This is a genomic window from Maritimibacter fusiformis (assembly GCF_008086115.1).
Taxonomy (GTDB): Bacteria; Pseudomonadota; Alphaproteobacteria; order Rhodobacterales; family Rhodobacteraceae; genus Muriiphilus; species Muriiphilus fusiformis.
The window spans coordinates 295,073-318,833 of sequence record NZ_VSIY01000004.1; the positions used below are offsets into that span (position 1 = coordinate 295,073).

At 65.2% G+C, this 23,761-nt stretch carries 21 protein-coding genes; 13 read left to right on the top strand and 8 right to left on the bottom strand.

Going from position 1 to position 23,761, the window contains the following annotated elements:
- Window positions 1–1,479: an NAD-dependent succinate-semialdehyde dehydrogenase gene (locus tag FVF75_RS05555; protein WP_148376956.1), complete on the bottom strand. Its 1,479-nt coding sequence runs from the start codon at window positions 1,477–1,479 to the stop codon at window positions 1–3.
- Between the two features lie 82 nt (window positions 1,480–1,561).
- Here FVF75_RS05555 and FVF75_RS05560 point away from each other — a divergent pair, with 82 nt between their 5' ends.
- A complete protein-coding gene (locus FVF75_RS05560) occupies window positions 1,562–2,362 on the top strand; it encodes an alpha/beta hydrolase (RefSeq protein ID WP_148376957.1) in 801 nt (266 codons plus the stop codon).
- Window positions 2,363–2,365: 3 nt separating this feature from the next.
- Here FVF75_RS05560 and FVF75_RS05565 read toward each other — a convergent pair whose 3' ends face one another.
- The 4 genes from FVF75_RS05565 to FVF75_RS05580 all read right to left on the bottom strand — a co-directional run bounded on the left by FVF75_RS05565 (window position 2,366) and on the right by FVF75_RS05580 (window position 5,987).
- Window positions 2,366–2,881, bottom strand: coding sequence for a hypothetical protein (locus FVF75_RS05565; protein ID WP_246138005.1), 516 nt, complete (start codon window positions 2,879–2,881; stop codon window positions 2,366–2,368).
- 104 nt (window positions 2,882–2,985) lie between these two features.
- The gene (locus tag FVF75_RS05570; RefSeq protein WP_148376959.1) at window positions 2,986–3,978 is read right to left on the bottom strand and encodes a P1 family peptidase; all 993 of its coding nucleotides are present in this window, start codon (window positions 3,976–3,978) and stop codon (window positions 2,986–2,988) included.
- Between the two features lie 72 nt (window positions 3,979–4,050).
- Window positions 4,051–4,791: an SDR family oxidoreductase gene (locus FVF75_RS05575; protein ID WP_148376960.1), complete on the bottom strand. Its 741-nt coding sequence runs from the start codon at window positions 4,789–4,791 to the stop codon at window positions 4,051–4,053.
- 35 nt (window positions 4,792–4,826) lie between these two features.
- Window positions 4,827–5,987 (bottom strand): winged helix-turn-helix domain-containing protein, encoded by a 1,161-nt coding sequence (locus FVF75_RS05580; protein WP_148376961.1) that lies wholly within the window; start codon window positions 5,985–5,987, stop codon window positions 4,827–4,829.
- An 85-nt stretch (window positions 5,988–6,072) separates the two neighbouring features.
- Between FVF75_RS05580 and FVF75_RS05585 the strand changes: the two genes are divergently transcribed.
- From FVF75_RS05585 to FVF75_RS05600, 4 genes are read left to right on the top strand one after another with little or no spacing between them, the layout of a single operon-like run.
- Complete coding sequence (locus tag FVF75_RS05585; RefSeq protein WP_148376962.1) at window positions 6,073–7,020, top strand: ABC transporter permease; 948 nt, start codon at window positions 6,073–6,075, stop codon at window positions 7,018–7,020.
- Window positions 7,021–7,022: 2 nt separating this feature from the next.
- Window positions 7,023–7,838 (top strand): ABC transporter permease, encoded by an 816-nt coding sequence (locus tag FVF75_RS05590; RefSeq protein ID WP_148377360.1) that lies wholly within the window; start codon window positions 7,023–7,025, stop codon window positions 7,836–7,838.
- Window positions 7,835–9,427: an ABC transporter ATP-binding protein gene (locus FVF75_RS05595; RefSeq protein WP_148376963.1), complete on the top strand. Its 1,593-nt coding sequence runs from the start codon at window positions 7,835–7,837 to the stop codon at window positions 9,425–9,427. The genes FVF75_RS05590 and FVF75_RS05595 overlap by 4 nt, the downstream gene beginning before the upstream one ends.
- Window positions 9,420–10,868, top strand: a complete 1,449-nt coding sequence (locus FVF75_RS05600; protein ID WP_148376964.1) for an aldehyde dehydrogenase family protein — start codon at window positions 9,420–9,422, stop codon at window positions 10,866–10,868. The genes FVF75_RS05595 and FVF75_RS05600 overlap by 8 nt, the downstream gene beginning before the upstream one ends.
- A 2-nt stretch (window positions 10,869–10,870) precedes the next feature.
- Here the strand turns inward: FVF75_RS05600 and FVF75_RS05605 are convergent, their stop codons facing one another.
- Window positions 10,871–12,148 carry an acetylornithine deacetylase/succinyl-diaminopimelate desuccinylase family protein gene (locus tag FVF75_RS05605; protein WP_148376965.1) on the bottom strand — a complete coding sequence of 426 codons (1,278 nt, stop codon included), beginning with the start codon at window positions 12,146–12,148 and terminating at the stop codon, window positions 10,871–10,873.
- 37 nt (window positions 12,149–12,185) lie between these two features.
- A complete protein-coding gene (locus tag FVF75_RS05610; RefSeq protein WP_148377361.1) occupies window positions 12,186–14,069 on the bottom strand; it encodes an SLC13 family permease in 1,884 nt (627 codons plus the stop codon).
- Between the two features lie 210 nt (window positions 14,070–14,279).
- Here FVF75_RS05610 and FVF75_RS05615 point away from each other — a divergent pair, with 210 nt between their 5' ends.
- The 8 genes from FVF75_RS05615 to FVF75_RS05650 all read left to right on the top strand — a co-directional run bounded on the left by FVF75_RS05615 (window position 14,280) and on the right by FVF75_RS05650 (window position 22,869).
- Entirely contained in the window at window positions 14,280–15,359 is a 1,080-nt protein-coding gene (locus tag FVF75_RS05615; protein ID WP_148376966.1) for a coiled-coil domain-containing protein, read from the top strand.
- Complete coding sequence (locus FVF75_RS05620; RefSeq protein ID WP_148376967.1) at window positions 15,360–16,502, top strand: hypothetical protein; 1,143 nt, start codon at window positions 15,360–15,362, stop codon at window positions 16,500–16,502. It begins immediately after the preceding gene.
- Between the two features lie 92 nt (window positions 16,503–16,594).
- Window positions 16,595–18,535, top strand: a complete 1,941-nt coding sequence (locus FVF75_RS05625; RefSeq protein ID WP_148376968.1) for an AAA family ATPase — start codon at window positions 16,595–16,597, stop codon at window positions 18,533–18,535.
- Window positions 18,532–18,891, top strand: coding sequence for a hypothetical protein (locus tag FVF75_RS05630; RefSeq protein ID WP_148376969.1), 360 nt, complete (start codon window positions 18,532–18,534; stop codon window positions 18,889–18,891). The genes FVF75_RS05625 and FVF75_RS05630 overlap by 4 nt, the downstream gene beginning before the upstream one ends.
- The gene (locus tag FVF75_RS05635; RefSeq protein ID WP_148376970.1) at window positions 18,888–20,234 is read left to right on the top strand and encodes a DUF6638 family protein; all 1,347 of its coding nucleotides are present in this window, start codon (window positions 18,888–18,890) and stop codon (window positions 20,232–20,234) included. The genes FVF75_RS05630 and FVF75_RS05635 overlap by 4 nt, the downstream gene beginning before the upstream one ends.
- Before the next feature lie 2 nt (window positions 20,235–20,236).
- A complete protein-coding gene (locus FVF75_RS05640; protein WP_148376971.1) occupies window positions 20,237–20,512 on the top strand; it encodes a hypothetical protein in 276 nt (91 codons plus the stop codon).
- Between the two features lie 7 nt (window positions 20,513–20,519).
- Window positions 20,520–21,197: a DUF1523 family protein gene (locus FVF75_RS05645; protein WP_148376972.1), complete on the top strand. Its 678-nt coding sequence runs from the start codon at window positions 20,520–20,522 to the stop codon at window positions 21,195–21,197.
- Window positions 21,198–21,399: 202 nt separating this feature from the next.
- Window positions 21,400–22,869 carry an ABC transporter substrate-binding protein gene (locus tag FVF75_RS05650; protein ID WP_148376973.1) on the top strand — a complete coding sequence of 490 codons (1,470 nt, stop codon included), beginning with the start codon at window positions 21,400–21,402 and terminating at the stop codon, window positions 22,867–22,869.
- Window positions 22,870–22,986: 117 nt separating this feature from the next.
- Here FVF75_RS05650 and FVF75_RS05655 read toward each other — a convergent pair whose 3' ends face one another.
- Entirely contained in the window at window positions 22,987–23,724 is a 738-nt protein-coding gene (locus FVF75_RS05655) for a hypothetical protein (protein WP_148376974.1), read from the bottom strand.
- Window positions 23,725–23,761 lie beyond the last annotated feature (37 nt).

Genomic DNA, 23,761 nt, shown 5'->3' on the forward strand with positions numbered 1-23,761 from the left:
TCAGACCGACATGCAGATGTATTTCATCTCGAGGAATTCCTCGATGCCGTGGCGGCTGCCCTCGCGGCCCAGTCCCGATTGCTTGACCCCACCGAACGGCGCCACCTCGGTCGAGATGATGCCGGTGTTGACCCCGACGATGCCATACTCCAGCGCCTCGGCCACCTTGTAGACCCGGCTGAGGTTGTTGGCATAGAAATACGACGCCAGCCCGAAGATCGTGTCGTTGGCCTGCGCGATGACATCATCCTCGTCGGTGAACCGGAACAGGGGGGCCAGGGGTCCGAAGGTCTCGTCTGTGGCGAACTCCATGTCGCAGGTCGCGCCGGTGACGATCGTGGGCTCATAGAACAGCCCGCCCAGATCGTGCGGCCGGCCACCCAGAATGACCTCGGCCCCCTTCGCCTTGGCGTCGGCCAGATGCTCCTCGACCTTCCTGACCGCATCGGCCGAGACCAGCGGACCCAGCGCCGTGCCTTCGTCCAGCCCGTCGCCGACCTTCAGCTTGGCCACCGCCACCTTGAGCTTCTCGGCGAAGGCATCATAGACGCCGTCCTGCACATAGATCCGGTTGGCGCAGACACAGGTCTGGCCGTTGTTGCGGAACTTGCAGGCGATCGCGCCCTCGACGGCGGCATCCAGGTCGGCATCGTCGAACACGATGAAGGGTGCGTTGCCGCCCAGCTCCATCGAGCATTTCTTGACCTGGTCGGCGGCCTGCCTGAGCAGGATGCGCCCCACCTCGGTCGAGCCGGTAAAGGTGATCTTGCGCACCGTCGGGTTCTCGGAAAACTCCTTGCCGATCTCGGAGGACCGCGACGAGGTGACGACGCTGAACAGCCCCGCCGGCAGCCCGGCCCGCTCGGCCAGCACCGCCAGCGCCAGCGCCGACAGCGGCGTCTCGCCCGCCGGTTTGGCGACAAAGCCGCAGCCCGCCGCCAGCGCCGGCCCGGCCTTCCGCGTGATCATCGCGTTGGGGAAATTCCACGGCGTGATCGAGGCGGCAACCCCGATCGGCTGGCGAATGACCATCAACCGCTTGTCCGGCTGATGGCCCGGAATGGTCTCGCCATAGATGCGCTTGCCCTCTTCGGCGAACCACTCGATGAAACTGGCACCATAGGCGATTTCGCCCATCGCCTCGGCCAGCGGCTTGCCCATCTCGGCGGTCAGGATCGCGGCCAGGTCGGACTGGTTTTCCATCATCAGATCGAACCAGGCGCGCAGGATGTTGGCGCGCTCCTTCGCGGTTTTCGCCCGCCAGCCCTTCTGCGCGGCCTCGGCGCCCGCGATGGCGCGCGCGGTCTCGTCGCGGCCAAGGTCGGGCACCTCGCAGATCACGTCACCACGCGCCGGGTTGGTGACGGCAAAGGACTTGCCGCTGTCGGCCGCGATCCATTCACCCGCAACATAGGCGCGGGTGGCAAGAAGTGACGGGTCTTTGAGGATGGATGCAAGATCGGTTGCGTCGCGCGCCATTTTGGTCTCCCTTGTGTTCTGCGGTGGACCACCTAGGTCAAACCGCGAGCCGCCCCCTGGTTCTGCGCAAAGGACGTGCCCTGTGGATAACGATCTGGCCTATGCTAACGCCGATTTCATACCGGATGCCATGGCCTATCCGCCGCGCTGGGCCAAATCGGCAGAGGCATTCCGCCTGCGGCAGGGACCACGCGCACGGCTTGCCATCGCCTACGGCCCCGGACCGCGCCAGAAGCTCGATCTTTTCCTTCCGAAAACCGCGCCCGAAGGTCTGGTGATGTTCGTCCACGGCGGCTACTGGCGGCAGTTCCACCGGTCCGACTGGTCGCACATGGCCGCCGGCGCGTTGCAGCGGGGGCAGGCGGTGGCGGTACCCTCCTACACGCTGGCGCCCGAGGCGCGCATTTCCGACATCACCCGCCAGATCTCGGCGGCGCTGCGCCTGGCCGCGCGCCAGGTGGACGGGCCGATCGTGCTGGCGGGCCATTCCGCCGGCGGGCACCTGGTGGCCCGGATGAATTGCACCGACGTGCCTCTGCCCGATCCGCTGGTCGCGCGCATCCGCCGGATCGTTCCGATCTCGCCGGTGGGTGACCTGCGCCCGCTTCTCAAGACCCGGATGAACGAAGACCTGCGGCTCGACGAGGCCGAAGCAGAGGCCGAAAGCCCGACCCTGAACAAATCCCGGCGCAAGATCGAGACGTTGGTCTGGGTCGGGGCCGAGGAACGCCCGGCCTTTCTCGACCAGGCGAAATGGCTCGACGAAGCCTGGGACGAGGCGACCCGCCAGGTCGCCCCGGGTCGGCATCATTTCGACGTCATAGAAGACCTGGAAGACCCCGACAGCGCGCTGATGAAAGCGATGCTGCCGAAATCGGCCTGAGCCTCAGCGCGCGAAATCCTCGAGCGCCTCGTAGTCGATGTTCTCGAGCACGCCGACCATCAGATCGACATCGGCGCCACTGGCCTGGATCAGGATGCGATTGTCGACCAGCCCGGTCAGTTCGCCATCGTCGTTGACGAATTTCTGCCGCCCGACGCGTTCGAGCTTCATCCCCAGCATGGCGGCGTTCGACACCATCGCGCCCATCGCGGTGACCATCGGATTGTTTGCCATGATGGTGATCGTGAAGCTGTCCGCGCCGTCGGAATACTCGGCCTCGGCCCCCATGCCACCGCCCAGCATCGCCAGCCCGGTGTTCATCTCTTCGCTGACCTCGCGGGTCCAGCCTGCGGGCGCTTCGGGCAGAAAGGCGGTCAATTCCGCGGTTTTCATCGCCTGAAGCAGTTGCTTGGCGTAGTCCAGCTCCTCGATGGCATAGTCGATGTCGCCTTCTTCATAGGCGTCCATCGCCGAGGTCAGCGTGTCGGTCACCTCGTCGGCAAGAGCCGGATTCGACATGGAAACCAACGCCAGGGAAAACAGTGTCGCGCGAAACATGGGATACCTCCGATTGTGACTCGCGGCACCCTAGCAAGGAACCATCAGGCTGGCTATGGCGTCGCTCAGGCCTCGCCAAAACGCGCCTGCCAGGTCGGCAACAGATCCCCCGGCGCCGGACGTGCGGCATGGACGCCCCGCGCGATGGCGCGCGCAAGACAGGTCGCGGCGGCATGCCCGATCATCAGCGGATCGACCACCGGGTCGGCGATCTCGCGTGCGCTGGTCGCGGCGGCAAAGACCAGGTCTCCATCCATCGGCGTATGGCTGGGATGAATGGCCCGCGCCATGCCGTCATGCGCGGCGGTGGCCAGACGCGTGGCCTCGGCCTGGGTCAGTTTCGCGTCGGTCGCAACGATGGCGATGGTGGTGTTCTCGCCCATGTTGGCCTTGGTGCGCGGCTCTTCGCCCGGATCGAATCCGGTGACCGGCCCGCGCCCGCCGAACTCGCCGCCGAACTCCCAGGGCGCGGCCCAGAACCGCCCGTCCGGCCCGGTCACATGCCCGACCGCGTTGACCACCACCAGCGCACCGACCGTGATGCCACAGTCAAGCACCAGCGAGGCCGAGCCCAGCCCGCCCTTCAACCCCGCCGTGGTCGCGCCGGTGCCCGCGCCGACCGATCCCAGCGCGAATTCCTCGCCCGCATCCGCCAGCGCCGTGCGGCCCAGCGCCTTGTAGGGGTTCTCGTCCCAGTCCTTGTCGCCGCCGTTGATCAGATCGAACACGATCGCCCCCGGCACGATCGGCACCTTCTGCCCACCCACGTCAAAGCCCCGGCCCATGGCGCGCAACCCGTCGGCAACACCCGACGCGGCATCCAGCCCGAAGGCCGAACCGCCCGCCAGCACCAGCGCGTCGACCTGCTGCACGGTCTTGTCGGGCGCCAGGAGGTCGGTCTCGCGCGTCCCCGGCGCACCGCCCATCACATGCACCGCCGCGACGAACGGCGCATCGCCCAACAGAACCGTCGCCCCGGTCTTCACCGCCGCGTCCGACGCGTTGCCGACCCGCAGGCCGGCCACGTCGGTGATCAGGTTTCGCTTGCCCGGTTTCATGCTGACCGCCCCTTCATCTTGGCTGAAATACTCCGGGGGAGTGCGAGGGGGCTGGCCCCCTCGCCACTGCCCTCAGATACAGCGCCCGCCGTCGACTTCCATCACCACGCCCGTCACCATCGAGGCCTCGTCCGAGCACAGGAAACCGGCCGCGTTGCCCATGTCCTCGGGCGTGGAAAACCGCCCCAGCGGGATCGTCGACAGGAATTTCGCGCGCATCTGAGGCGTGTCCTCGCCCATGAAACTTGCCAGCAAAGGCGTCTCGCCCGCCACCGGCGCAATCGCGTTCACCCGGATGCCGAAGGGCGCCAGTTCCACCGCCATGGATTTTGTCGCGGTGATCATCCAGCCTTTCGAGGCATTGTACCAACTGAGGTTTGCGCGCGGGCTCAGCCCGGCGGTCGAGGCAACGTTGAGGATCGCACCCCCCTTCGCGGCCTTCATCGCAGGCACCAGCGCGCGGGCCGTCAGGTAAACCGACTTGGCGTTCACCCGAAACACCCGGTCGAACAGGTCTTCTGCCACCTCCTCCATCGGCATCGGCTTGTGGGTGATGCCAGCGTTGTTCACCAGGATATCGACCCGCCCGAAGGCCGCCAGCGCCGCTTCGGCCATCGTGCCGACCGACGCGCCGTCACCAACGTCGACCGCCTGCGCCATGCCGCCGATCTCGCGCGCGACCTCTTCGGCGGCGTCGCGGTTGATATCGGCCACCATCACGCGCGCGCGCTCGGCGGCGAACTTTCGCGCGATGCCTGCGCCAAAGCCCGAGCCGGCGCCGGTCACGATCGCCGTCTTGCCCTCTAGTCTCATCCTGTCCTCCGGTTCCGGCGCAAGATTGCGGGCATTCACGGCCGGGGGCAAGGGGCATCCCAGCGGATCGCCTCGAGCCCGGCAAAGCGGCGAAACCGCTGCAGTTCCGCCGTCAGCCTGTCGCCGCGCGCAGCGGGCCACGCCACCCCCGGCTCCTGCCAGAACCCGGCCACGACGAGCACACCCGCCTGCCGCTCGGCGCGCAACTCGATCCGCCCGACAAAGCGGTCGCCTTCCAAGAGCGGATAGACGTAGTAGCCGAACACCCGCTTTGCCTTCGGCACGAACATCTCGTTGCGATAGGCAAAGCCGAACAGCCGCTCCAACCGCGTCCGGTCGCGGACTGCCGGGTCGAACGGGTTGATCAGCCGCATCCGTGTGCCGGGCGAGGGCGCGGCCGCGATCCGCGCCGCGATGTCAGGCGGTGCCAGCGCCTCGGTCGTGCCGCCGCCCGCCGCCTCGACCTCGACCGGCCGCAGATCGGCGGCCTCGCTCCAGCGCCTGACCTCGGCGGGGGTGGCGGCCTGCCAGAACTGCATGATTTCCGAGCGCGTCGCCACGCCCAGCCGGTCGATCGCGCGCCCGCACAGCCAATCCACCTGCTCGCCCTCGGTTTTGCCGTGGTCGATGCCGTCCGCAAAGACACGCGTGCCAAGGTCGTAGAACTTCACGAACTTCTCGCGGTGCGACGTCGCCAGCGTGCCCGCATACCACATCTGATCGAGCGCCTTCTTGTGCGGCGGGCGCGCCCACATGTCGCGCGCGCCCTCGATCCTGGTGTCGAACGCGTGGGTCGAGAGCGGGCCTTCGGCCTCGATCCGGTCGCGGATGCGGTGGATCTCGTCCTGCGCCAGACCGGAATGATACCAACTGCCGCGCGCCACCCGCTCGCCCAGCACCCGGAACCGGCGCGACCAGAAGGGCAGCACCTCGGCGGGGATCAGCGAGGCGTCGTGGGTAAAATGCTCGAACAGATCGCGCGATTTCAGCAGTCGCCAGACCCGCTCCTCGCGGTAGCCCGTCGCCCGGCTCCACAGGATATGGTCCTGCGCGCGGGCGACGTTACGGATGGTGTCGATCTGCAAAAACCCCAGCGCGCGGATGATCTCGGCGGGGTCGCGCGGCCCGTCCGTGAGCAACATCTGCGCCAGCCACAGCCGGCGCGCGTCGCGGTTTCTGATCCTGAGCCGGGCCATGCGCAGACCTTGCCATGTCACCCGGCGCGGGGGAAGGTACGCAATCCCTCTTTCCCCGGCGTTGCCGCCGTCATAGGCTCGCCCCATGCTGCGTTTCGCCCTCAACCGCGCCCTGTCGCTCGGCCTGAGCCTTCTGGTCGCCTCGGTCGTGATTTTCGCGGTGATCGAGGTGATCCCCGGCGATCCTGCGGCCTTCATGCTGGGGCTGAATGCCCAGCCCGAGGCTGTCGAGGCGCTGCGCGATCAGCTTGGGCTGAACGGATCATTAATCAGTCGTTATCTCGGGTGGCTCGGCGGGATGCTGACCGGCGATTTCGGCGTGTCCTACACCTACAAGGTGCCGGTGAGCGAGCTGATCCTGCAACGGCTCTGGGTGTCGCTGCCGCTGGCGCTCTATGCACTGATCCTCTCCACCCTCATCGCGTTCCCGGTCGGCCTGATCGCCGCGGCGCGACGCGGAAGCGCCACCGATTACGGCATCATGGGGGCGACGCAACTTGGCATCGCGGTGCCGAACTTCTGGTTCGCCATGCTTCTGGTGCTGGTCTTCGCGGTCAACCTGCGCTGGTTCTCGGCGGGTGGGTTTCCGGGCTGGGATGCGGGCATCGGCCCGGCGCTCAAGGCGCTGACCCTGCCCGCCGTCGCGCTGGCGCTGCCGCAAGCCTCGATCCTTGCGCGCGTGATGCGCTCGGCCCTGATCGAGACGCTGGGGCAGGATTACATCCGCACCGCGCGCGCCAAGGGGCTGACGCGGCGCCAGGCGACCACCCGCCATGCGCTGAGAAACGCGATGATCCCGGTGCTGACGATCATCGGGCTTCAGTTCTCGTTCCTGCTGGCCGGCGCGATCATCATCGAGAACGTGTTCTATCTGCCCGGCCTCGGGCGGCTGATCTTTCAGGGCATCACCCAGCGTGACCTGATCGTGGTCGAAAGCCTGGTGATGATCCTGGTCTTCGCCGTGATCCTCGTGACCTTCTTGGTCGACATCGCCTATGCCGCCGTCGATCCGCGCCTGAGGCGGCGCGCATGAGGCTGCCTGCGCAACTGATCCTCGGCGGCGTGCTGACGGCGCTGTTTCTGGCCGCAGCCCTCATCAGCTTCGTCTGGACGCCGCATGACGTCGCCAGCCTGTCGATCCCCGACAAGCTGCAAGATCCTTCCGCAACCTACTGGCTGGGCACCGACCATTTCGGGCGCGACACGCTGTCGATGCTGATGGTGGGCGCGCGCACCTCGATTGCCGTCGCGCTGGTGGCGGTCGGGATCGGCATCGGCCTCGGCGTGCCGCTGGGCCTGTTGGCGGCGGCATATCGCGGCAGCCTGCTGGACGAGGTGGTGATGCGCGGCAACGACCTTATCTTCGCCTTTCCGGCGCTGGTCATCGCGATCCTGATCACCGCCGTGTTCGGCCCCTCGGCGCTGAACGCGATCCTTGCCATCGGCATCTTCAACATCCCGGTCTTTGCCCGCGTGACGCGCGGCGGCGCGCTGAGCCTGTGGACGCTCGATTATGTTCTGGCGGCGCGGGTCGCGGGCAAGGGGCGGTTTCGCATCAGCTATGAACACATCCTGCCCAACATCCTGAACCTGCTGATCGTGCAGGGCACCATCCAGTTTTCGCTGGGGATTCTGGCCGAAGCGGCGCTGAGCTATATCGGCCTTGGCGCGCAACCGCCGCTGCCTAGCTGGGGCCGGATGCTGGCCGATGCGCAGACCATGATCTACACCGACGCGCGCCTCGCGATCCTGCCGGGGCTGGCTATCGTGGCGATGGTGCTGGGACTGAACCTGATGGGCGACGGTTTGCGCGACGTGCTCGACCCGAGGGTCAGGAGGGCGCGGGGATGATCCGGCTCGACCGCCTTTCTGTCAGTGTGCATGGCCTGCCGATCCTGCGCGATGTCACGCTCGAGATCGCACCGGGCAAGGTCACCGGGCTGGTGGGCGAAAGCGGCTCTGGCAAGTCGATGACAGCGCTGGCGATGATGGGACTGTTGCCGCAGGGCTTCGTGACCAATGGCCATGCCTGGCTGGACGATCGCGACCTCACGACCCTGCCTGAGCGCGAGATGTGCCGACTGCGCGGCAACCGCGTCGGCATGATCTTCCAGGAGCCGATGACGGCGCTGAACCCGGTGCGCTGCATCGGCGATCAGGTGGCGGAAACGCTCATCATTCACGGCAAGGCCAACCGTGCCGACGCGATGGACATCGCCCGCCAACGGCTCGACCGCGTCGGCCTTCCCGATGACCGCTTCCCGCTCACCCGCTATCCGCACGAGCTGTCTGGCGGTCAGCGGCAACGGGTCTGCATCGCCATGGCGGTCGCCCTGAACCCCAAGCTTCTGATCGCGGATGAGCCGACCACGGCGCTCGACGTGACAACGCAGGCGCAGATTCTCGACCTTCTGAAAGGGTTGGTTGAGGAAGAGGGGATGAGCCTGCTTCTGATCACCCATGACCTAGCCGTGGTCGCGGACATGGCCGACCACGTCGCGGTCATGCAGGAGGGCGAGATCGTCGAGCAGGGGCCGACCGAGGTGCTGTTTCGCACCATGGCGCATCCCTACACACGCAAGCTGTTCGCCGCCTCGTCGCATCAGCCCGCTCGCGTGGCGCAGGCCGAGGATGTGCCGCTTTTGTCGGTCGAGGGTGCGGTGCGCGACTATCCGACCGCGCGCAAGGGCGTGTTCGGTCGTCCGGGCAGCTTTCGCGCGGTGGACGATGTGAGCTTTTCGGTCAATCGCGGCGAAAGCCTGGGGCTGGTGGGGGAGTCCGGCTGTGGCAAGTCCACCCTGACGCGCGCGATCCTGGGGCTGGATGCGCTGCAGGGCGGGTCGATCCGTCTGGACGGGCAGGAGATCCACGCCGGTCCGCATCCCGATGGCGCCATACGACGCCGTATGCAGGTGGTGTTTCAGGACCCCTACGGCAGCTTCAACCCGCGCTGGCGGGTCGAGCGGCTGGTGGCGGAACCGTTCCACCTGATGGACACCCGCCCACCTGACACGCGCGACCGGGTCGCGACGGCGCTGGGCGATGTCGGCCTGCCTCCCGAGGCGATGGAGCGCTATATCCACGAATTCTCAGGCGGCCAGCGCCAGCGCATCGCCATCGCCCGGGCCCTGATCACCAACCCCGACCTGATCATCCTCGACGAGGCGGTCTCGGCGCTCGACGTGTCGATCCGGGCGCAGATCCTCGACCTGCTGGCAAAGCTGCAACGTGAGCACGGGCTGGCCTATCTGTTCATCTCGCACGACCTGTCTGTGGTGCGCGCGATCACCGACCGGGTGATGGTGATGCAGGCGGGCAGGATCGTCGAGGAAGGTGCAACCGACAAGGTGTTCACCGATCCGCAACATGACTACACCCGCACCCTGATCGCCGCGACGCCGGTGATCCCGGCGGCCTGGCAAGGAGAGAGCGATGATTGACCTCTGGTATGACCCGACCAAGGGGTTCGTGAACGGCGCATGGCGCGACCCTGCGGGTGGTGGGCAATTGCCGATCGAAAACCCCTCGACCGGCGAGGTGATCGGCAGCATCGCGCGCGGCACCGCCACCGACATCGACGCCGCCGTCACCGCCGCGCAAGGCGCGCTGACAGGCGACTGGGGCCGGATGAGCGCGCTGGAGCGGGGCCGCATCCTGACCCGCATCGGCCAGTTGGTCCTGACCCGGATCGACGACCTTGCGCGGATCGAGGCGATGGACGTGGGCAAGCCGCTGACACAAGCCCGCGCCGACGCGGTGGCGCTGGCGCGCTACATGGAGTTCTACGGTGGCGCCGCCGACAAGGTGATGGGCGAGACCATTCCCTATCTCGAAGGTTACACCGTCTATACGCTGCGCGAGCCGCATGGCGTGACCGGCCATATCGTCCCGTGGAACTACCCGATGCAGATCATCGGGCGTTCGGTCGGGGCGGCACTGGCGATGGGCAATGCCTGCGTGTTGAAACCGGCGGAGGAAGCCTGCCTCACCGCGCTTGCCTTTGTCGCCTTGGCCGAGGAGGCGGGCTTGCCGCCCGGCGCGCTCAATGTCGTGCCGGGGTTGGGCGAGGAGGCCGGGGCGGCGCTGTCGGCGCATCCCGGCGTCAATCACATCAGCTTTACCGGCTCGGTCGGGGTCGGCGCGCTGGTGCAGAAGGCCGCCGCCGACAACGTGGTGCCGGTGACGCTGGAGCTTGGCGGCAAGTCGCCGCAGATCGTGTTCGAGGACGCCGACCTTGACGCGGCGCTGCCGTTCCTCGTCGGCGCCTGCATCCAGAACGCGGGCCAGACCTGTTCGGCGGCCTCGCGGGTGTTGATCCAGCGCGGCGTCTATGACGGGCTGATTGCGCGCATGGCCGACAGTTACAACGGCATGGTCTCCGCCCCCGCCAGCGCCGATGCCAACCTCGGCCCGCTGATCTCGGCCAGGCAGAAGGCGATTGTCGAGGGGTATCTCGCCAAGGGCGCGGACCTGCGCATCGCCGGGCAGGGCAGCATTGCCCCGGACGCGCCCGCCGGTGGCCACTACGTCCCGGCGACGCTGTTCGCCGATGTGCCGCCCGACCACCCGCTGGCGCAGCAAGAGATTTTCGGCCCGGTTCAGGTCGCCATCCCCTTCGATACCGAGGATGAGGCCGTCGCCATCGCCAACGGCACCGGCTTCGGCCTTGTCGCCAGTATCTGGACCGAGAACGGCGCGCGCCAGATGCGGCTGGCGAAACGCATCAAGGCCGGACAGGTGTTCATCAACAATTACGGCGCGGGCGGCGGCGTTGAATTGCCGTTCGGCGGCGTCGGCAAGTCAGGCCACGGCCGCGAAAAGGGGTTCGAGGCGCTTTACGGCTTCTCGACCCTCAAGACCGTCGCCGCGCGCCACGGCTGAGGCTAGAGAAGCTCGTCCAGCACCAGCGCCATGACCCCGGCGCTGTCGATCATGTCGTCGATCCCGATCCACTCGTCGGGCTGGTGTGCGAGGTCGAGGATGCCCGGCCCGTAGGCGATGCAGTTCTTCAGCCGCCCGATCCGGTCGATATGCTTCTGGTCATAGGTGCCCGGCGACACCACGTATTCGGGCCGCTGCCCCAGCACCTTCTCGATGGCCGCCGCGGTCGAGGTCACGACCGGCGCATCCTCGGCGGTCATGGTCGGGATCACCTCGTGCATGTCGCGGATTTCATAGACGAAACCCGGTCGCTCGGCCTTGACCCGCTCCATCAGCGCGGCGACCTCGGCCTTGACCTCGGAGATGTCCTCTTCGATCAGAAAGCGGCGGTCGATCACGATGCGGCAGCGGTCGGCAACGCAGGGTGCGGGAAAGCCGGTGTAGTCCTCGTCCGGCTCACGCTCGCCGCCGTGGATCGAGTTGATGTTGAGCGTCGATTGCTTCGCGCCCTCCGGCACCACCGGCATCTCGGTGCGTTTCGATGCCAAGAGCGGGTAGAGCGTGCGCTCCATTTCCTCCAGCACCGCGCCCATGTGCCGGATCGCGCTGTCGCCAAGGAACGGCATCGAGCCATGCGCGATGCGGCCCTGGGTCTCGATCTCGGCCCACCAGACGCCGCGATGGCCAAGGCAGATGCGATCCTTGTTGAGCGGCTCGGGGATGATGACATGCTGCACCCGGTCGGGGTCGAACCGGCCCTGTTCGGCCAGATAGGCCACCCCGCCATAGCCGCCCGATTCCTCGTCCGCCGTGGCGCTGATCTCGATGGCGCCCTTGAAATCGGGGCGGGCGGCAATGAACGCCTCGGCGGCGATCACCGACGTCGCCAAACCGCCTTTCATGTCGCAGGCGCCGCGGCCATAGATGCGCCCACCCTCGACCTCGCCGCCGAATGGATCGCGGGTCCAGCCGTGGCCGACCTCGACCACGTCGTGATGCGAGTTGAAATGCACGCAGTCGCCGGGCCGCGCCCCCTCGCGCCGGGCCACGAGGTTCCAGCGCGGATAACGGTCGCTGTCGCCGATCGCGCCGGTCGCACGGATCAACTCGACGGTGAACCCCGACGCCTCGAGACGCGCGCCCAGCCACTCGACCAGCGCGCGATAGTTCTGCCCGGGCGGGTTCAGCGTGGGAATGCGGATCAGGCCTTGCGTCAGCGCGATCAGGTCGTCGCGCCGGGCGGCGACTTCGGCGAGGATTGGCTTGGTGTGTCTGGTCATGAACCCAAGTTAGGTCCGAACGCGTCCGCGCACAACGTCAGTAGAACAGCGCCATGACCCCTTGCGACACGACCAGAAAGATCACCGTCATGATGCCGCCCGACCGCAGGAAATCGGCCACCCGGTAGCCGGCGGGCGCCATCAGCAGTGCGTTGACCTGGTGCGTGGGGATCAGGAACGAGTTCGACGTCGAGATCGCCACCGTCAGCGCGAAGATCGCCGGATCGCCCCCGGCCTCGCGCGCGATCGAGATGGCAAGCGGCACCAGCAGAACCGTGGCGCCGACGTTGGACATCACAAGCGTGAAGCCTGTTGCCAGCACCGCTACGCCCACCTGCAACGCCCAGATCGGCCAGCCATTCAAGAGCGACAGGACCTGGTGCGCGATCCAGTCGGCGGTGCCGGTGTGCTGCACCGCTAGGCCCAGCGGGATCAGCGAGGCCAGCAGAAACACGGTGTTCCAACTCACCGCGCGATAGGCCTCGTCCATCGACAGCACGCGCGTTGCGATCATGCCCACCGCGCCGACAAGCAGCGCCAGCGACAGGCGCAGGTCCGAGAACAGGATCAGCCCGAGCGCCACGAGGAAGAACAGAAGCGCCCAGCCCATCTTGCGCGGGCGCAGGTCTTCTTCGGGGAAGTCGGTGGTGATCACGACGAAATCGCGGTTCGATTTCATCAACGACAGCATTTCCCACGGGGTATGCACCACCAGCGTGTCGCCCGCCTGAAGCTTCTGGGCGCCTAGGACCACCGGCTTTCGCTCGGCGGTCTCGACCAGGCTCATCGTCTCTTCGCCGCGGTGGATCGCCAGCAGGCTCATGCCGTAGGTCAGGCGAAAGCGCAGCTCCGAAGGCGTCTTGCCGATGATCGAGGCGCCCGGTCTCACCACGATCTCGGCAACCCCGGCCTTGGTGGTGGCGAAATCCTCGGCGAACTCGTCGAGCCGCGGCAGCACGTTGATGTCGTAGATATCGCAGATTTCCTTGATCACCTTGTGCCGGCCCAGGATCGCCAACCGGCAGGGGGTCTGGATCGACTTGGTGGTGGACGGGTTCAATTCCTTGTCGCGTCCGTGTTTCGCGCCGATGATGTAAAGGTGGTGCGCGTTCATGATGTCGTCGATCTTGTGCCCCAGCAGGATGTTGCCCGCGGGCACGTCGACCTCGACCAGATCGGCCTTCAGGCCATAGGTGCTCTTGAGATACTCGCCCATCGTCTGGCCGGTCGTCGCGTCTTCTCCCTTCGAGCGCGACGGCAACACCCAACGCCCGAAGATCACGAAATAGAGGATGCCCGAGGTGATCAGCGCCAGCCCGATCGGCATCGGCGCGAACAGGCCGAAGGCCTTGATCCGCTCGTCCGGGGCCAGATCCTCGTTGGCGCCTGCGATCAGATCGTTGAGCAGGATCATCGGCGACGATCCGACCATCGTCATGGTGCCACCCAGGATGGCGGTGAAGCCCATCGGCATCAGCAGCCGCGACAGCGGCAGGCCCGTGCGCGCCGAGATTCTCGAAACCACCGGCAGGAACAGCGCCGCCGCCCCGACGTTCTGCATGAAAGACGAGATGAAACCGACGGTGCCCGAGATGATCGGCACGATCCGTTTCTCGCTGGTGCCGCCGATCTGCAGAATCCAGGCCGCGACCTTGTTCATGATCCCGGTCCGGTCCAGCCCCGCGCCGATGATCATCACGGCGATGATCGAGATCACGGCATTTGAACTGAAACCGGAAAACAGGTGGTTGATGTCCGCCAGGTTCTCGAGGCCGGGCATGTAGCTGAGAACGCCGATCAGAACCATCACCAGAACCGCGGCGAGGTCGACCCGCACGACCTCGCTCACGAACAGGAACACGGTGAAGGCAAGAATGCCCAGCACCACCATCATCTCAACTGTCAGTGTTACGGCTTCCACCCGGTCGGACTTTCCGTTGCACACCCCAAGTGCGGGCAATTGCGGTGCAGTATGGAGTGCGATTCTCGTGGCACCAAGGGAAACATTGACGCGTGCGAATATGTGCGTGCAAAAACCCCCAACGGCGCAGAATTGCATCTCCCCATCGCTTGAAAATCGCGCTACCCTCGACCAGATCAATGTTATTACCATTTACTTTGAGGATGACCGATGGCCGCGACACTCGATGCCCAGATCAAGGAAAGCCAAGCCCAGGTGACCGAGGCGCAATCCAAGATCGCCGAACTGACCAGCAGGATCGAGACCGCGCGCAGCAAGATGGAGGCCGGCGACGACATCGCCATCGACATAGAGAACGCCACGCTGGATGACGTGCACGCCCATACCAAGGTGATGAACGCCAATATCGCCGAGTTGATCATGGGGCTGGATGACGTGACGGCGGCGTTTTCCAAGGATTTCGACGAGATGCGCACCAAGACGGGGTGGGAAAGCTTCGTCGGCGTGTTCTCGCGCGCCAAGTCGGAAAGCATGCGCCAGGAGCGGATGCGCACCGCCTCGATCGACGACAAGTTGCAGGACCTGATCGCCAAGTCCGACGTGATCGTGAAGCTTCTGCAGGGTCAGCTCGACATGCTGAACGAGCAGAAAACCCGGGTCGAGGCGAACCTGACCGAGACGCTGGACGACCGCGAGGCGACGGTGGGCGGGCTCGAGGCCGTGCGCGCCGAGATCCGGGCAATGGACCCGAAGATCATCGAGCTCGAGAACAAGATTTCGGTCGAACAGGACGCCGCCGCGCGCACCAAGCTGGAAACCGAACTGGCCGCGATGAACGCCAAATACAACGAACTGGTGCAGCAGGAACAGGTCGATCTGGCCCGCTCGCAGACGCTCGAGCGCTATATCGAGAAGGGCAAGACCTGGGTCGACAGCCTGCAGAACCAGGCCGCGACGCAGATGGTCCTGATCAACAAGCTGCAAACCGACACCAAGCAGCGCGTGGTGCTCTATGACGCGCTGTCCAAGTCGCTCAAGACCGCGCAGCAGCAGGACGTGGCGCACCGGATCAACGAGATCGGCGTCGAGACCGACAAGGAAGCCCAGGCCGCGATGGCCTCGATCGGCACCGCGACCAACCAGAAGATGGCCGACATGATGGAAGCGCACGAAGACCACATGGTGTTCGCCCGCGAAGTGCTCGAGGCCAAGGCCCGCGCCGACGAACGCTTCGCGCGCCGCTTTGCCGAGATCGTCGAGAAGCACGACAAGAACCTTTACGGGGCGTAAGTGGCCGATACCCCCGACCTCACCCGTGACCACGTCGACCTCGAGGATACCCAGGTCACGCGTCGCTATTTCGCGACGTTTCAGGCGATCATCGGACACCTGGGCCGGGTGGCGGCGCAGTTCGAGGCCGAGGGCAGCCTTACCCGGACCGAGGTCGAGGTGCTGGGGCGCCACCTGATCGGGCTGGGCCTGACCTTTCGGGCGCTGGCCAACAAGTATCACATGGCCGGGCGCATCGACGGGCCGCTGCCGGGAAAACTGACCTTCGACCACACCGAAAGCGGCTTTCCGGTGCATGCCGAACTGATGCAGATGGCGTCGGACGCGGCGCAGGCGGGCAAGCACCTGAAGAACATGCCCGGGCCGGACGAGTTGAAGGCGCAGATGGTGCGCGAGATCGTCGGCAACCTCACGATCCCGACCCGGCTGCAATTCGCCATGAGCCAACGGCTCTACTACGAGGAGTTGGTGCGGGGCGATCTGTTCTGGCCGCAGATGCACCCGGACGCGGTCTGGCTGGGCAACCTTGCCGAGGGGCGCGAGCCGAGGCGGCGCTATCTTCTGCATTGGGCGGTCTACGATTCGCTGCAGAACATCCCGACGATCTACCTGATGGATGTCGAGGACACGGGGCGCACCGCCCTGCCCAAGGACCAGGAACGCTGGCCCGAGGTGCAGGCGCATCTGAGCGCGCAGGCGGTGGCCGGGCTGAAGCTGGTGACCATCGCCACCGGGTTCGACCGCGACTTCGACGACCTGCACCCGAAACGGCTGCGCCGGTTTCATGTCGGGCCGATGTATTCGCATTCCTACACCCGCCAGACCGGACCGCTGCGCGAAGTGCTCGAAGACGCCAAGGCGCCGCCGGGGCAGGACTGGGCGCTGGCCTGGACGGTGGAGGATCTGGTCAGCGAGCGGGTGGAGACGGAAAAGGCCGGGTGGTTTTCCAGCGTCGAGCGCGAGATTTTTGCGCTCGACCCGTTCGGTGGGAGGGGTGCCGATCTGGGCGCGACGCGGATGGAGCGGGCGATCATCCTGCCGCAGCGCCCGTTCCAGGTATTGGCCGAGCGGAACCCGCCGGGGTTCGGCGATGTGCGCAAGTTCGTGGTCAGCGACGGGGGGCGGGTGTTGTCGTATCGGTGAGGTTTCGCACCGGCTGGCGCCGGCGCGACCCGCCGGGGGCGCGGCCCCCCGGACCCCCCGGAGTATTTCAGCCAAGATGAAGAGGTTAAGTGATGTCGTTGCCGGCCGATCAGATGGAGCTTCGCGAAGAGGAGATCCGGGCGCAGTATGACGTGGCCGCCGGGATGCTGGAGGGGTTCGATCATACCCCCCGGATCGCGCGGCCCAAGGTGGCGGAGACGCCGGTGGAGCGCTCGCCGGGGATATCGCGCGGGCGGCGGTTTCGATCGACAACGCCGGGGCTGGTGACACGCTCGACGGCGCGCCCCGAAGGGGTTCGGCTGATCGAGCGGATCGAGGCGGCGGATGGTGGCGATCCGATCATTTCGCCCATCCAGGCGACGGTTCTGCATTCCCTGCGGCGGGCATTGGCGATCGCGCTGGCCGTGGCCAAGGGCTACGCCGAGCAGACCGGGCTGGTGGCGCTGAAGAAGCAGAACCTCAAAGCGGCCTTGCCCAGGGACCGGTCCGCGGAGTTCTCGGAACTTCTGGCGGGCGAAAGCCTGGTCGCGCTGTCGGTCTTTGCCAATGCCACCGCGTTCCTGCTGGCGCCGCACCTGAGCGGGGTCAGTGTCGAGGTCGGCCATGTCGAGGAGATCCTGACCGACAATGCCGGGCTGGCGCTGCATGGCGCGCTGTGGGAACTGGACCAGGAGATCGCCGCCTTTGCCGAGGACGAGCCCCGGCTGGTGGCGACCGTGATGGCCTATGCCGAGCAGTTGATGGAGAAGGTGGCGCTGCGCGCGCAGGGTGCGCCGCGCCTGGCCGGGTTCACTGGCGCGCATTACCGCATCGAGGCCGACGATTTCGTGATCTCGGGCTTCTCGCCCAGCCGCAAGTCGCGCGGCACCAAGCTGACGATGACGTTCAAGAAGCCGCACGAGGTGGTCGGCAACCACATCGCCAAATATCAGGCGATGAAGCTGTCGAAAATGCTGATGGCCTATGATTTCGAGCGCCGGCTGAACCCGTTTGCCGAGCTTGGCGGCTTCATATTCACCTTCATGGGCGACGGCATGCCGGGCACCGGCAAGACCACGCTGATCCAGATGATGGCCGGGCTGATCTCGGGCTATTGCGAGAACGCGGGCTATCCGTTCCGGTTTCAGAACCTGTCGACCGAGAGCATCGACAGCTATCAGGGCAAGTCGGCGCAGAACGCCAAGGCCTTCATCAACAACGTGATCGACCCCAACGTGATCGGGTTCGGCACCATCGACGATATCGACCAGTTGGCGGGCAAGCGTGGCGACCGGCAATCCTCGGCGGGCCAGCTTGAGATCACCGCCGTGCTGATGGAGAGCTTCGCCGGCGCCAATACCGTGGTGCGCGGCAACTGCACCTTCGGGATGTTCTCGAACTACCCCGAGAACGTCGACGACGCGCTGCGCCAGCGGGCGGGGGCGCGGTTTCTGGTCGACGGGCCGAAGACGCGCGACGACTACATCGACATCCTTGCGCTCTTGATGGGCAAGAACCATGCGATCCCGCTGGGCGATCACGACCTCTACGCCGCGCAGGAGATCAAGCGCGCCGTGGCCGAGAGCTTCGAGAGCCATTCGCGCCCGCAGGAAGACGGGCTGATCCGGGTTTATGAGCGGATCGCGAAGGACATCGGCAAGCTCGACACCATCGCCAAGCTGGGCACCTACCTCAAGGCCATCCAGGAGGCGGACCCGAAATTCACCGGCCGCGCGATCAAGAACATCACCGATGCGGTGAAGGTGCGGGCGATGGATTTCGAACTGCCGGACGAGTGGATGGAGGAACCGGACCTGTTCCTGTTCAAGCCCTATGACGAGAAAAAGGCGATGATCGAGGAGTTGCGCCAGCCGATCACCGTCGAGATGGTGATGCAGGAAATCAACCGCTACGCCGACAGCGAGTTCCGCTATGCCGAAAAGTCCGACGAGGCGGCGATTGCGCGCATGGTGCGCGAATTCGGGCTGACCGAGGAGGCCAAGCGGCGGTATCTGGAGGGGAAGGGCGCGTGATGAATTTCGCGGGGATCGGCCTGGCCAACACCTTCCTGCCGCTGGCGGGTCTGGTGGCGCTGGCGCTGATCCTGCCCATCTTTACGGTGCCGCGCGCGACACGCTCGCAGGGGCGGCTGGCGGTCGGGGTCGGGCTGGCCGCGGGGCTGACCTTCGTGGCGGCGCTGGGCCTATTCGCAGCACTTCACGCGCAGGCGGGCAATGCGCTGAGGCCCGGCACGGTGCTGCGCCCGGCGGCGATGTCGGCGCTTGCCTGGGGGCCGCTGCTGGCGCTGGCCTGGCTGGCGCGCGCGCAGGGGGTCGAGAAGCGGCGGGGCGAGGATATGGCGCGTGTCACGAGGGAGACCCAACCATGAAACGCCTCATCCAACGTGGCCTGATGTTCGGCAATCTGATCCGCGTCGACAGCCCGGCGCTGGTCGAGCGTTACAACCGCGCGCTGGAGCGGCTGATCGGCAAGCGCACCGGGCTTGACGATTTCCACATCGACATTTCCGGCTATTCCTACGAGATCGGCGAGGAGTTGGGCGATCACCTCTATCTCAACCCCAACGGTGTCAACCGGCAGTTCATCATCCTGACCACCGAGCAGCGCAAGGCGCCGCTGCTGAACGCGCAGTTCTCGACTTCGCGCGGCATTCTCAAGCAGTTCATCGAGGACAACGAGGCCAAGCTCTTTGCCCTCACCGCGCAGGACGCGGTGGCGGGCGAACTGGACAATTCGGTGTTCCAGGTGACGACCCCGGACAGGCTGTTCGATATTCGCAAGATCACCGTGATCGCGGACACGACGCACAGCCATGTCGCCAACGCCCGCAAGCTGGCCGACAGGATCGAGCGGTTCCAGACCGAGCCCGACGCCTGGTTCGACGATGTGCTGATCGCCGAGATGATCGAACTGGCGCGTGAAACCGGCGATGTCACCCGCAATCCGATCGACCTCGACCGGCCCAGCTATACCCAGGACAATTTCTGGACGGCGCATTTCGGCGGCATATACGTGTTCCGCGATGCCGAGCACCCGGCGGCGATCACGGCCCGGCCCAGGTCCGAGGTGGGCGAGATGCCGGTCGCGACCTTCGATCTGTCCCAGCGCAACCGCATCGCGAGCTTTCTCGAGCAAAACAAGTTGGTCGAGCCGATCATCAAGGCGCGCGGCGTCGACGGGGCCGCGATCCTGCGTCAGAAGATGGATTTCATCCTGGTCGACGCCGCCACCACCCAGGGCCTGCCGGTCGCCGGGTTCGATCCGCGCAGTCTGCACCGGCTGGCGCAGACGATGGGCGCGAAGCTGCCCGAGGAGTTTCTCAAGCTCAACGAACTGGTGCGCTGGGCGCTGAACGGCGGCAAGTGGCCGCGCATCGCCTCGGATTCGCCGGCCTATTTCTACACCCTGCGCGCCCGTCCCGATCATCCCGACCGCGACCTGATCAACCAGTTGCTCGCGGAACTGGCCCCTTTGGACGTGCGCCAGCTCTTCATCTGCCACAAACCCGCCTTCTACGCCGCCTACATGGGTTGGCCCGAGGCCAAGAAGGACTACGTCGCCGATTTCCTGCAACACGACTACATGGCCAACAAGGCCGGCGCCCGCGAGGCGCTGTTCGGCGGGCGTGAAACGGCGGTGAAGGATAGCCCCAGGCCGCCCGGCGATGATATCATCGCCCTTGTCGGCCCCTGGGGCGCGGTTCGGAGATAGGCATGGGTTTCATTCGTCTGATCATTTTCGGCTTTTTGCTGCTCAGCGTGATCTACGTCGCGATCTCGATCTATTCCCGCTCGATCCGGCGCGAAAAGCTCGAGGACCGCTGGGCCGAGGAACACCCCGGCGACATGGAAAGCCCAGAGCGCGATGCCTATATCGAAACAGGCATGACCGAATACCAGAACTCGATCCGCCCGAAACTGGTCCTGCTCGTCTATATCATACCGACCATCGCGGTCGGTCTCATCCTGTATCTGACCAACGCCAATTGAGGGCCTCATGCGCACCGCGAAAAACGTCATCCTCGGTCTTGTCGCCTTCGTCATTCTGGCCCTGTTCCACTACGTCCTGCCGCAACACGATGTCGCCCGGATCACCGGGACCGAGATCATCCGCATGGATTTCAGCCGCGTGAACCGCCTGTTTTTCGCGCAGAAGGATTCAGGCAACGTCGAACTGACCACCCGCGACGTGCGCCTGATCAACACGGTGCGAAAAAAGACCTTCCTGCTGGGCTTCATCCAGCGCAAAAAGGAAGGCGTGATGGTCTACCGCAACGAGGATACCGGCTGGATCTGGCCGCCCTATTTCAAGTTCGACTCCGCCGACCTCCAGGCCGAGGCGCTGGCCAATCTCTCAAGCCCGGATAACGAACAATGGGTGGTCATCACCCACTACGGCTGGCGCAACCGCTTCTTCACCATCTACCCCAACGCGGTGGCGATCCGGCCGGTCGCGGGGCCGGACGTGACCGTCATCCCGTGGTTCAACATCTTCTTCTTCGTCTTCCTGGGCGTCGCGGTGCTGTTCGTCCGGGCGATGTGGCTGCAGTTTCGCGAACGCACCGTCGACCCGGCGCTGGAAGACACCCGCGACGCCTGGGAAAAGGTCGATGCCTATGCCGACGAAAAACGCGGTCGCCTGTCGCGCTGGTTCGGCACCTGGCGCGGGAAATAGCCGGCCCGGTGCCGGTTTCGTTCTTCACCTTGGCCAAATACTCCGGGGGTGACGTTCAGATTGCACGGCAATCTGAACGGAGGGGGCAGCGCCCCCTCGCCACGATCGCCCGCCGCCCCGGCGGGTGAAAAAACTTGCACCCCAGACCCAAGCCGCGTTTGATTGCGCCAACCCGAAACCCGGGACGACAGGAGGACGACCCATGAAACATCTGCTCAACGCAGCCGCCATTCTGGCCCTTTCCGCCGGCACGGCCTTTGCCCAGCAGGACACCCTCACCCTCGGAATGGTGCTCGAGCCGCCCAACCTCGATCCGACCGGCGGCGCCGCGGCCGCCATCGACGAGGTGGTCTATGCCAACATCTTCGAAGGCCTCACCCGTTTCGGCCCCGATGGCGCGGTCAAGCCCGCACTGGCCGAAAGCTGGGAGGTGAGCGAGGATGGAACCGTCTACACCTTCCACCTGCATGACGGCGTGAAGTTCCACGACGGCACCGACATGACCGCCGAGGACGTGGTGTTCACCCTCGACCGGGCGCGGGCCGAAGATTCGACCAACGCGCAAAAGGCGCTGTTTGCCGGGATCGATAGCGTCGAGGCGGTGGACGCAACCACCGTCAAGGTGACGCTCGCCGCGCCCAACGGCAATTTCCCCTTCAACATGGCCTGGGGCGACGCGGTGATCGTGGCGCCGGAATCCATCGACAACGCCGCCACAGCGCCGGTCGGCACCGGTCCTTTCACCTTCACCGAATGGGTGCAGGGCGATCATGTGACGATCACCCGCAACCCGGACTACTGGGGCGAGGCGCCGGCACTGGCCAGCGCGACCTTCAAGTTCATCTCCGACCCCAACGCCGCTTTCGCCGCGATGATGGCCGGCGATGTCGACGCCTTCCCGAACTTCCCCGCGCCCGAAACCCTCAGCCAGTTCGAGGGCGACCCGCGCTTTCGCGTCATTGTCGGCTCGACCGAGGGCGAGACGATCCTTGCGATGAACAACAAGCAGCCGCCGCTCGACAACGTCCTGGTGCGTGAGGCGATTGCCCACGCGATCAACCGCCAGGAACTGATCGACGGCGCCATGTTCGGCTTTGGCACCCCCATCGGCACCCATTTCGCGCCTCATAACCCCGATTACGTCGATCTGACCGGCATGTCGGACTACGACCCCGAGAAATCCCGCGCGCTGCTGGCCGAAGCGGGGGTCGAGGACCTGACCCTGCGGCTGATGCTGCCACCTCCGTCCTACGCCCGGCGCGGCGGCGAGATCATTGCGGCGCAACTGCGAGAGGTCGGGATCGAGACCGAGATCACCAACATGGAATGGGCGCAGTGGCTGGAACAGGTGTTCGGCGGCAAGGATTTCGACCTGACCATCGTCAGCCATACCGAGCCCGCCGACATCAACATCTATGCAAGGCCGGACTACTACTTCCAGTATGACAACCCGGACTTCCAGGCCCTGATCGAGGAGCTGTCGGTGACCTCCGACCCGGCCAGGCGCGCCGAACTGAACAAGGAGGCGCAGGAAACGATCGCCGCCGACTACGTCAACGGCTACCTGTTCCAGCTCGCCAAGACCGGCGTGGCCAACGCCAAGATCATGGGGCTTTGGGAAAACGCGCCGACCCAGGCGAATGACCTGACGGGGGTTTACTGGGCTGAGTGATCGGGGTTTTGTGAAAGAATGGGGGCGCCGGCGGGTCCGGCGCCCTTTTGCGTGGCGGTGGTTGGTTGGGGTCGGTTTGGTGGAAAGTCGTATAGGTTTTTTTGGCAACACTTCGTTTTAGTCTGTGAAGTATTTCTCCCGGGTGCGCTGTAAAAGCAGTCCGAGCCTGCTTGAAATCTTTTGCCCATTTTCCACTTCCGCCTTACAGTACTCGCGCAACAACCCGCAAAGGGGAAGAATAACTCTCGCTGCTTCCTGTATGCAAAGCTCCAGAGTGTTCCGTTGTTTGAATGGTCCACTGCGTATTGCTTTGCTGCCATCACGTTTCAGTTCAAAACCACCGGGCGACGGATGGCTTCCCAGTGTGGAAAGCGCTTTGTAATTTTGCTCTCTTCTTCGCATCTCAAAACCATCCCGATTATCTAAGTATTTGCGAATCTCAATGGGGCGGTATTTAACCGGGGTGTTTTTGGGGTCCGTCGACAGCCATTCCTCGGGGCGTCCGGGCTCATCCATTAGATAGCCTAATAGAAATTGAGTTTCGAGGAGGTCGCGGGCATACATCGCGCATCCAGTATAGTTGCCGGACATCGCGCTGCGCACGCAGTAGGATGAAGCATCGAAGGTTCGTAGGAACAACCCCATAAGCGCAACATGCCGGTCACCAGAAGGTCCAGCTCGTCGAGCTGTCTCAACGCAATCCATATATGCTTCGATCAGTTGAAGGTGATCCCGCAGATAAGGTTCCGATGCTATGACTTCCGTGGCCCACGTTCTCAGTTCATCTTCCGCGGCCCAGAGGCGCTTAAGGTTGCTCGGCACAACGTCAATCATTTTGGACAACCAATATTCCAATCTGGCGCGCTTATGGGTCAAACTGCTAACACAGAAA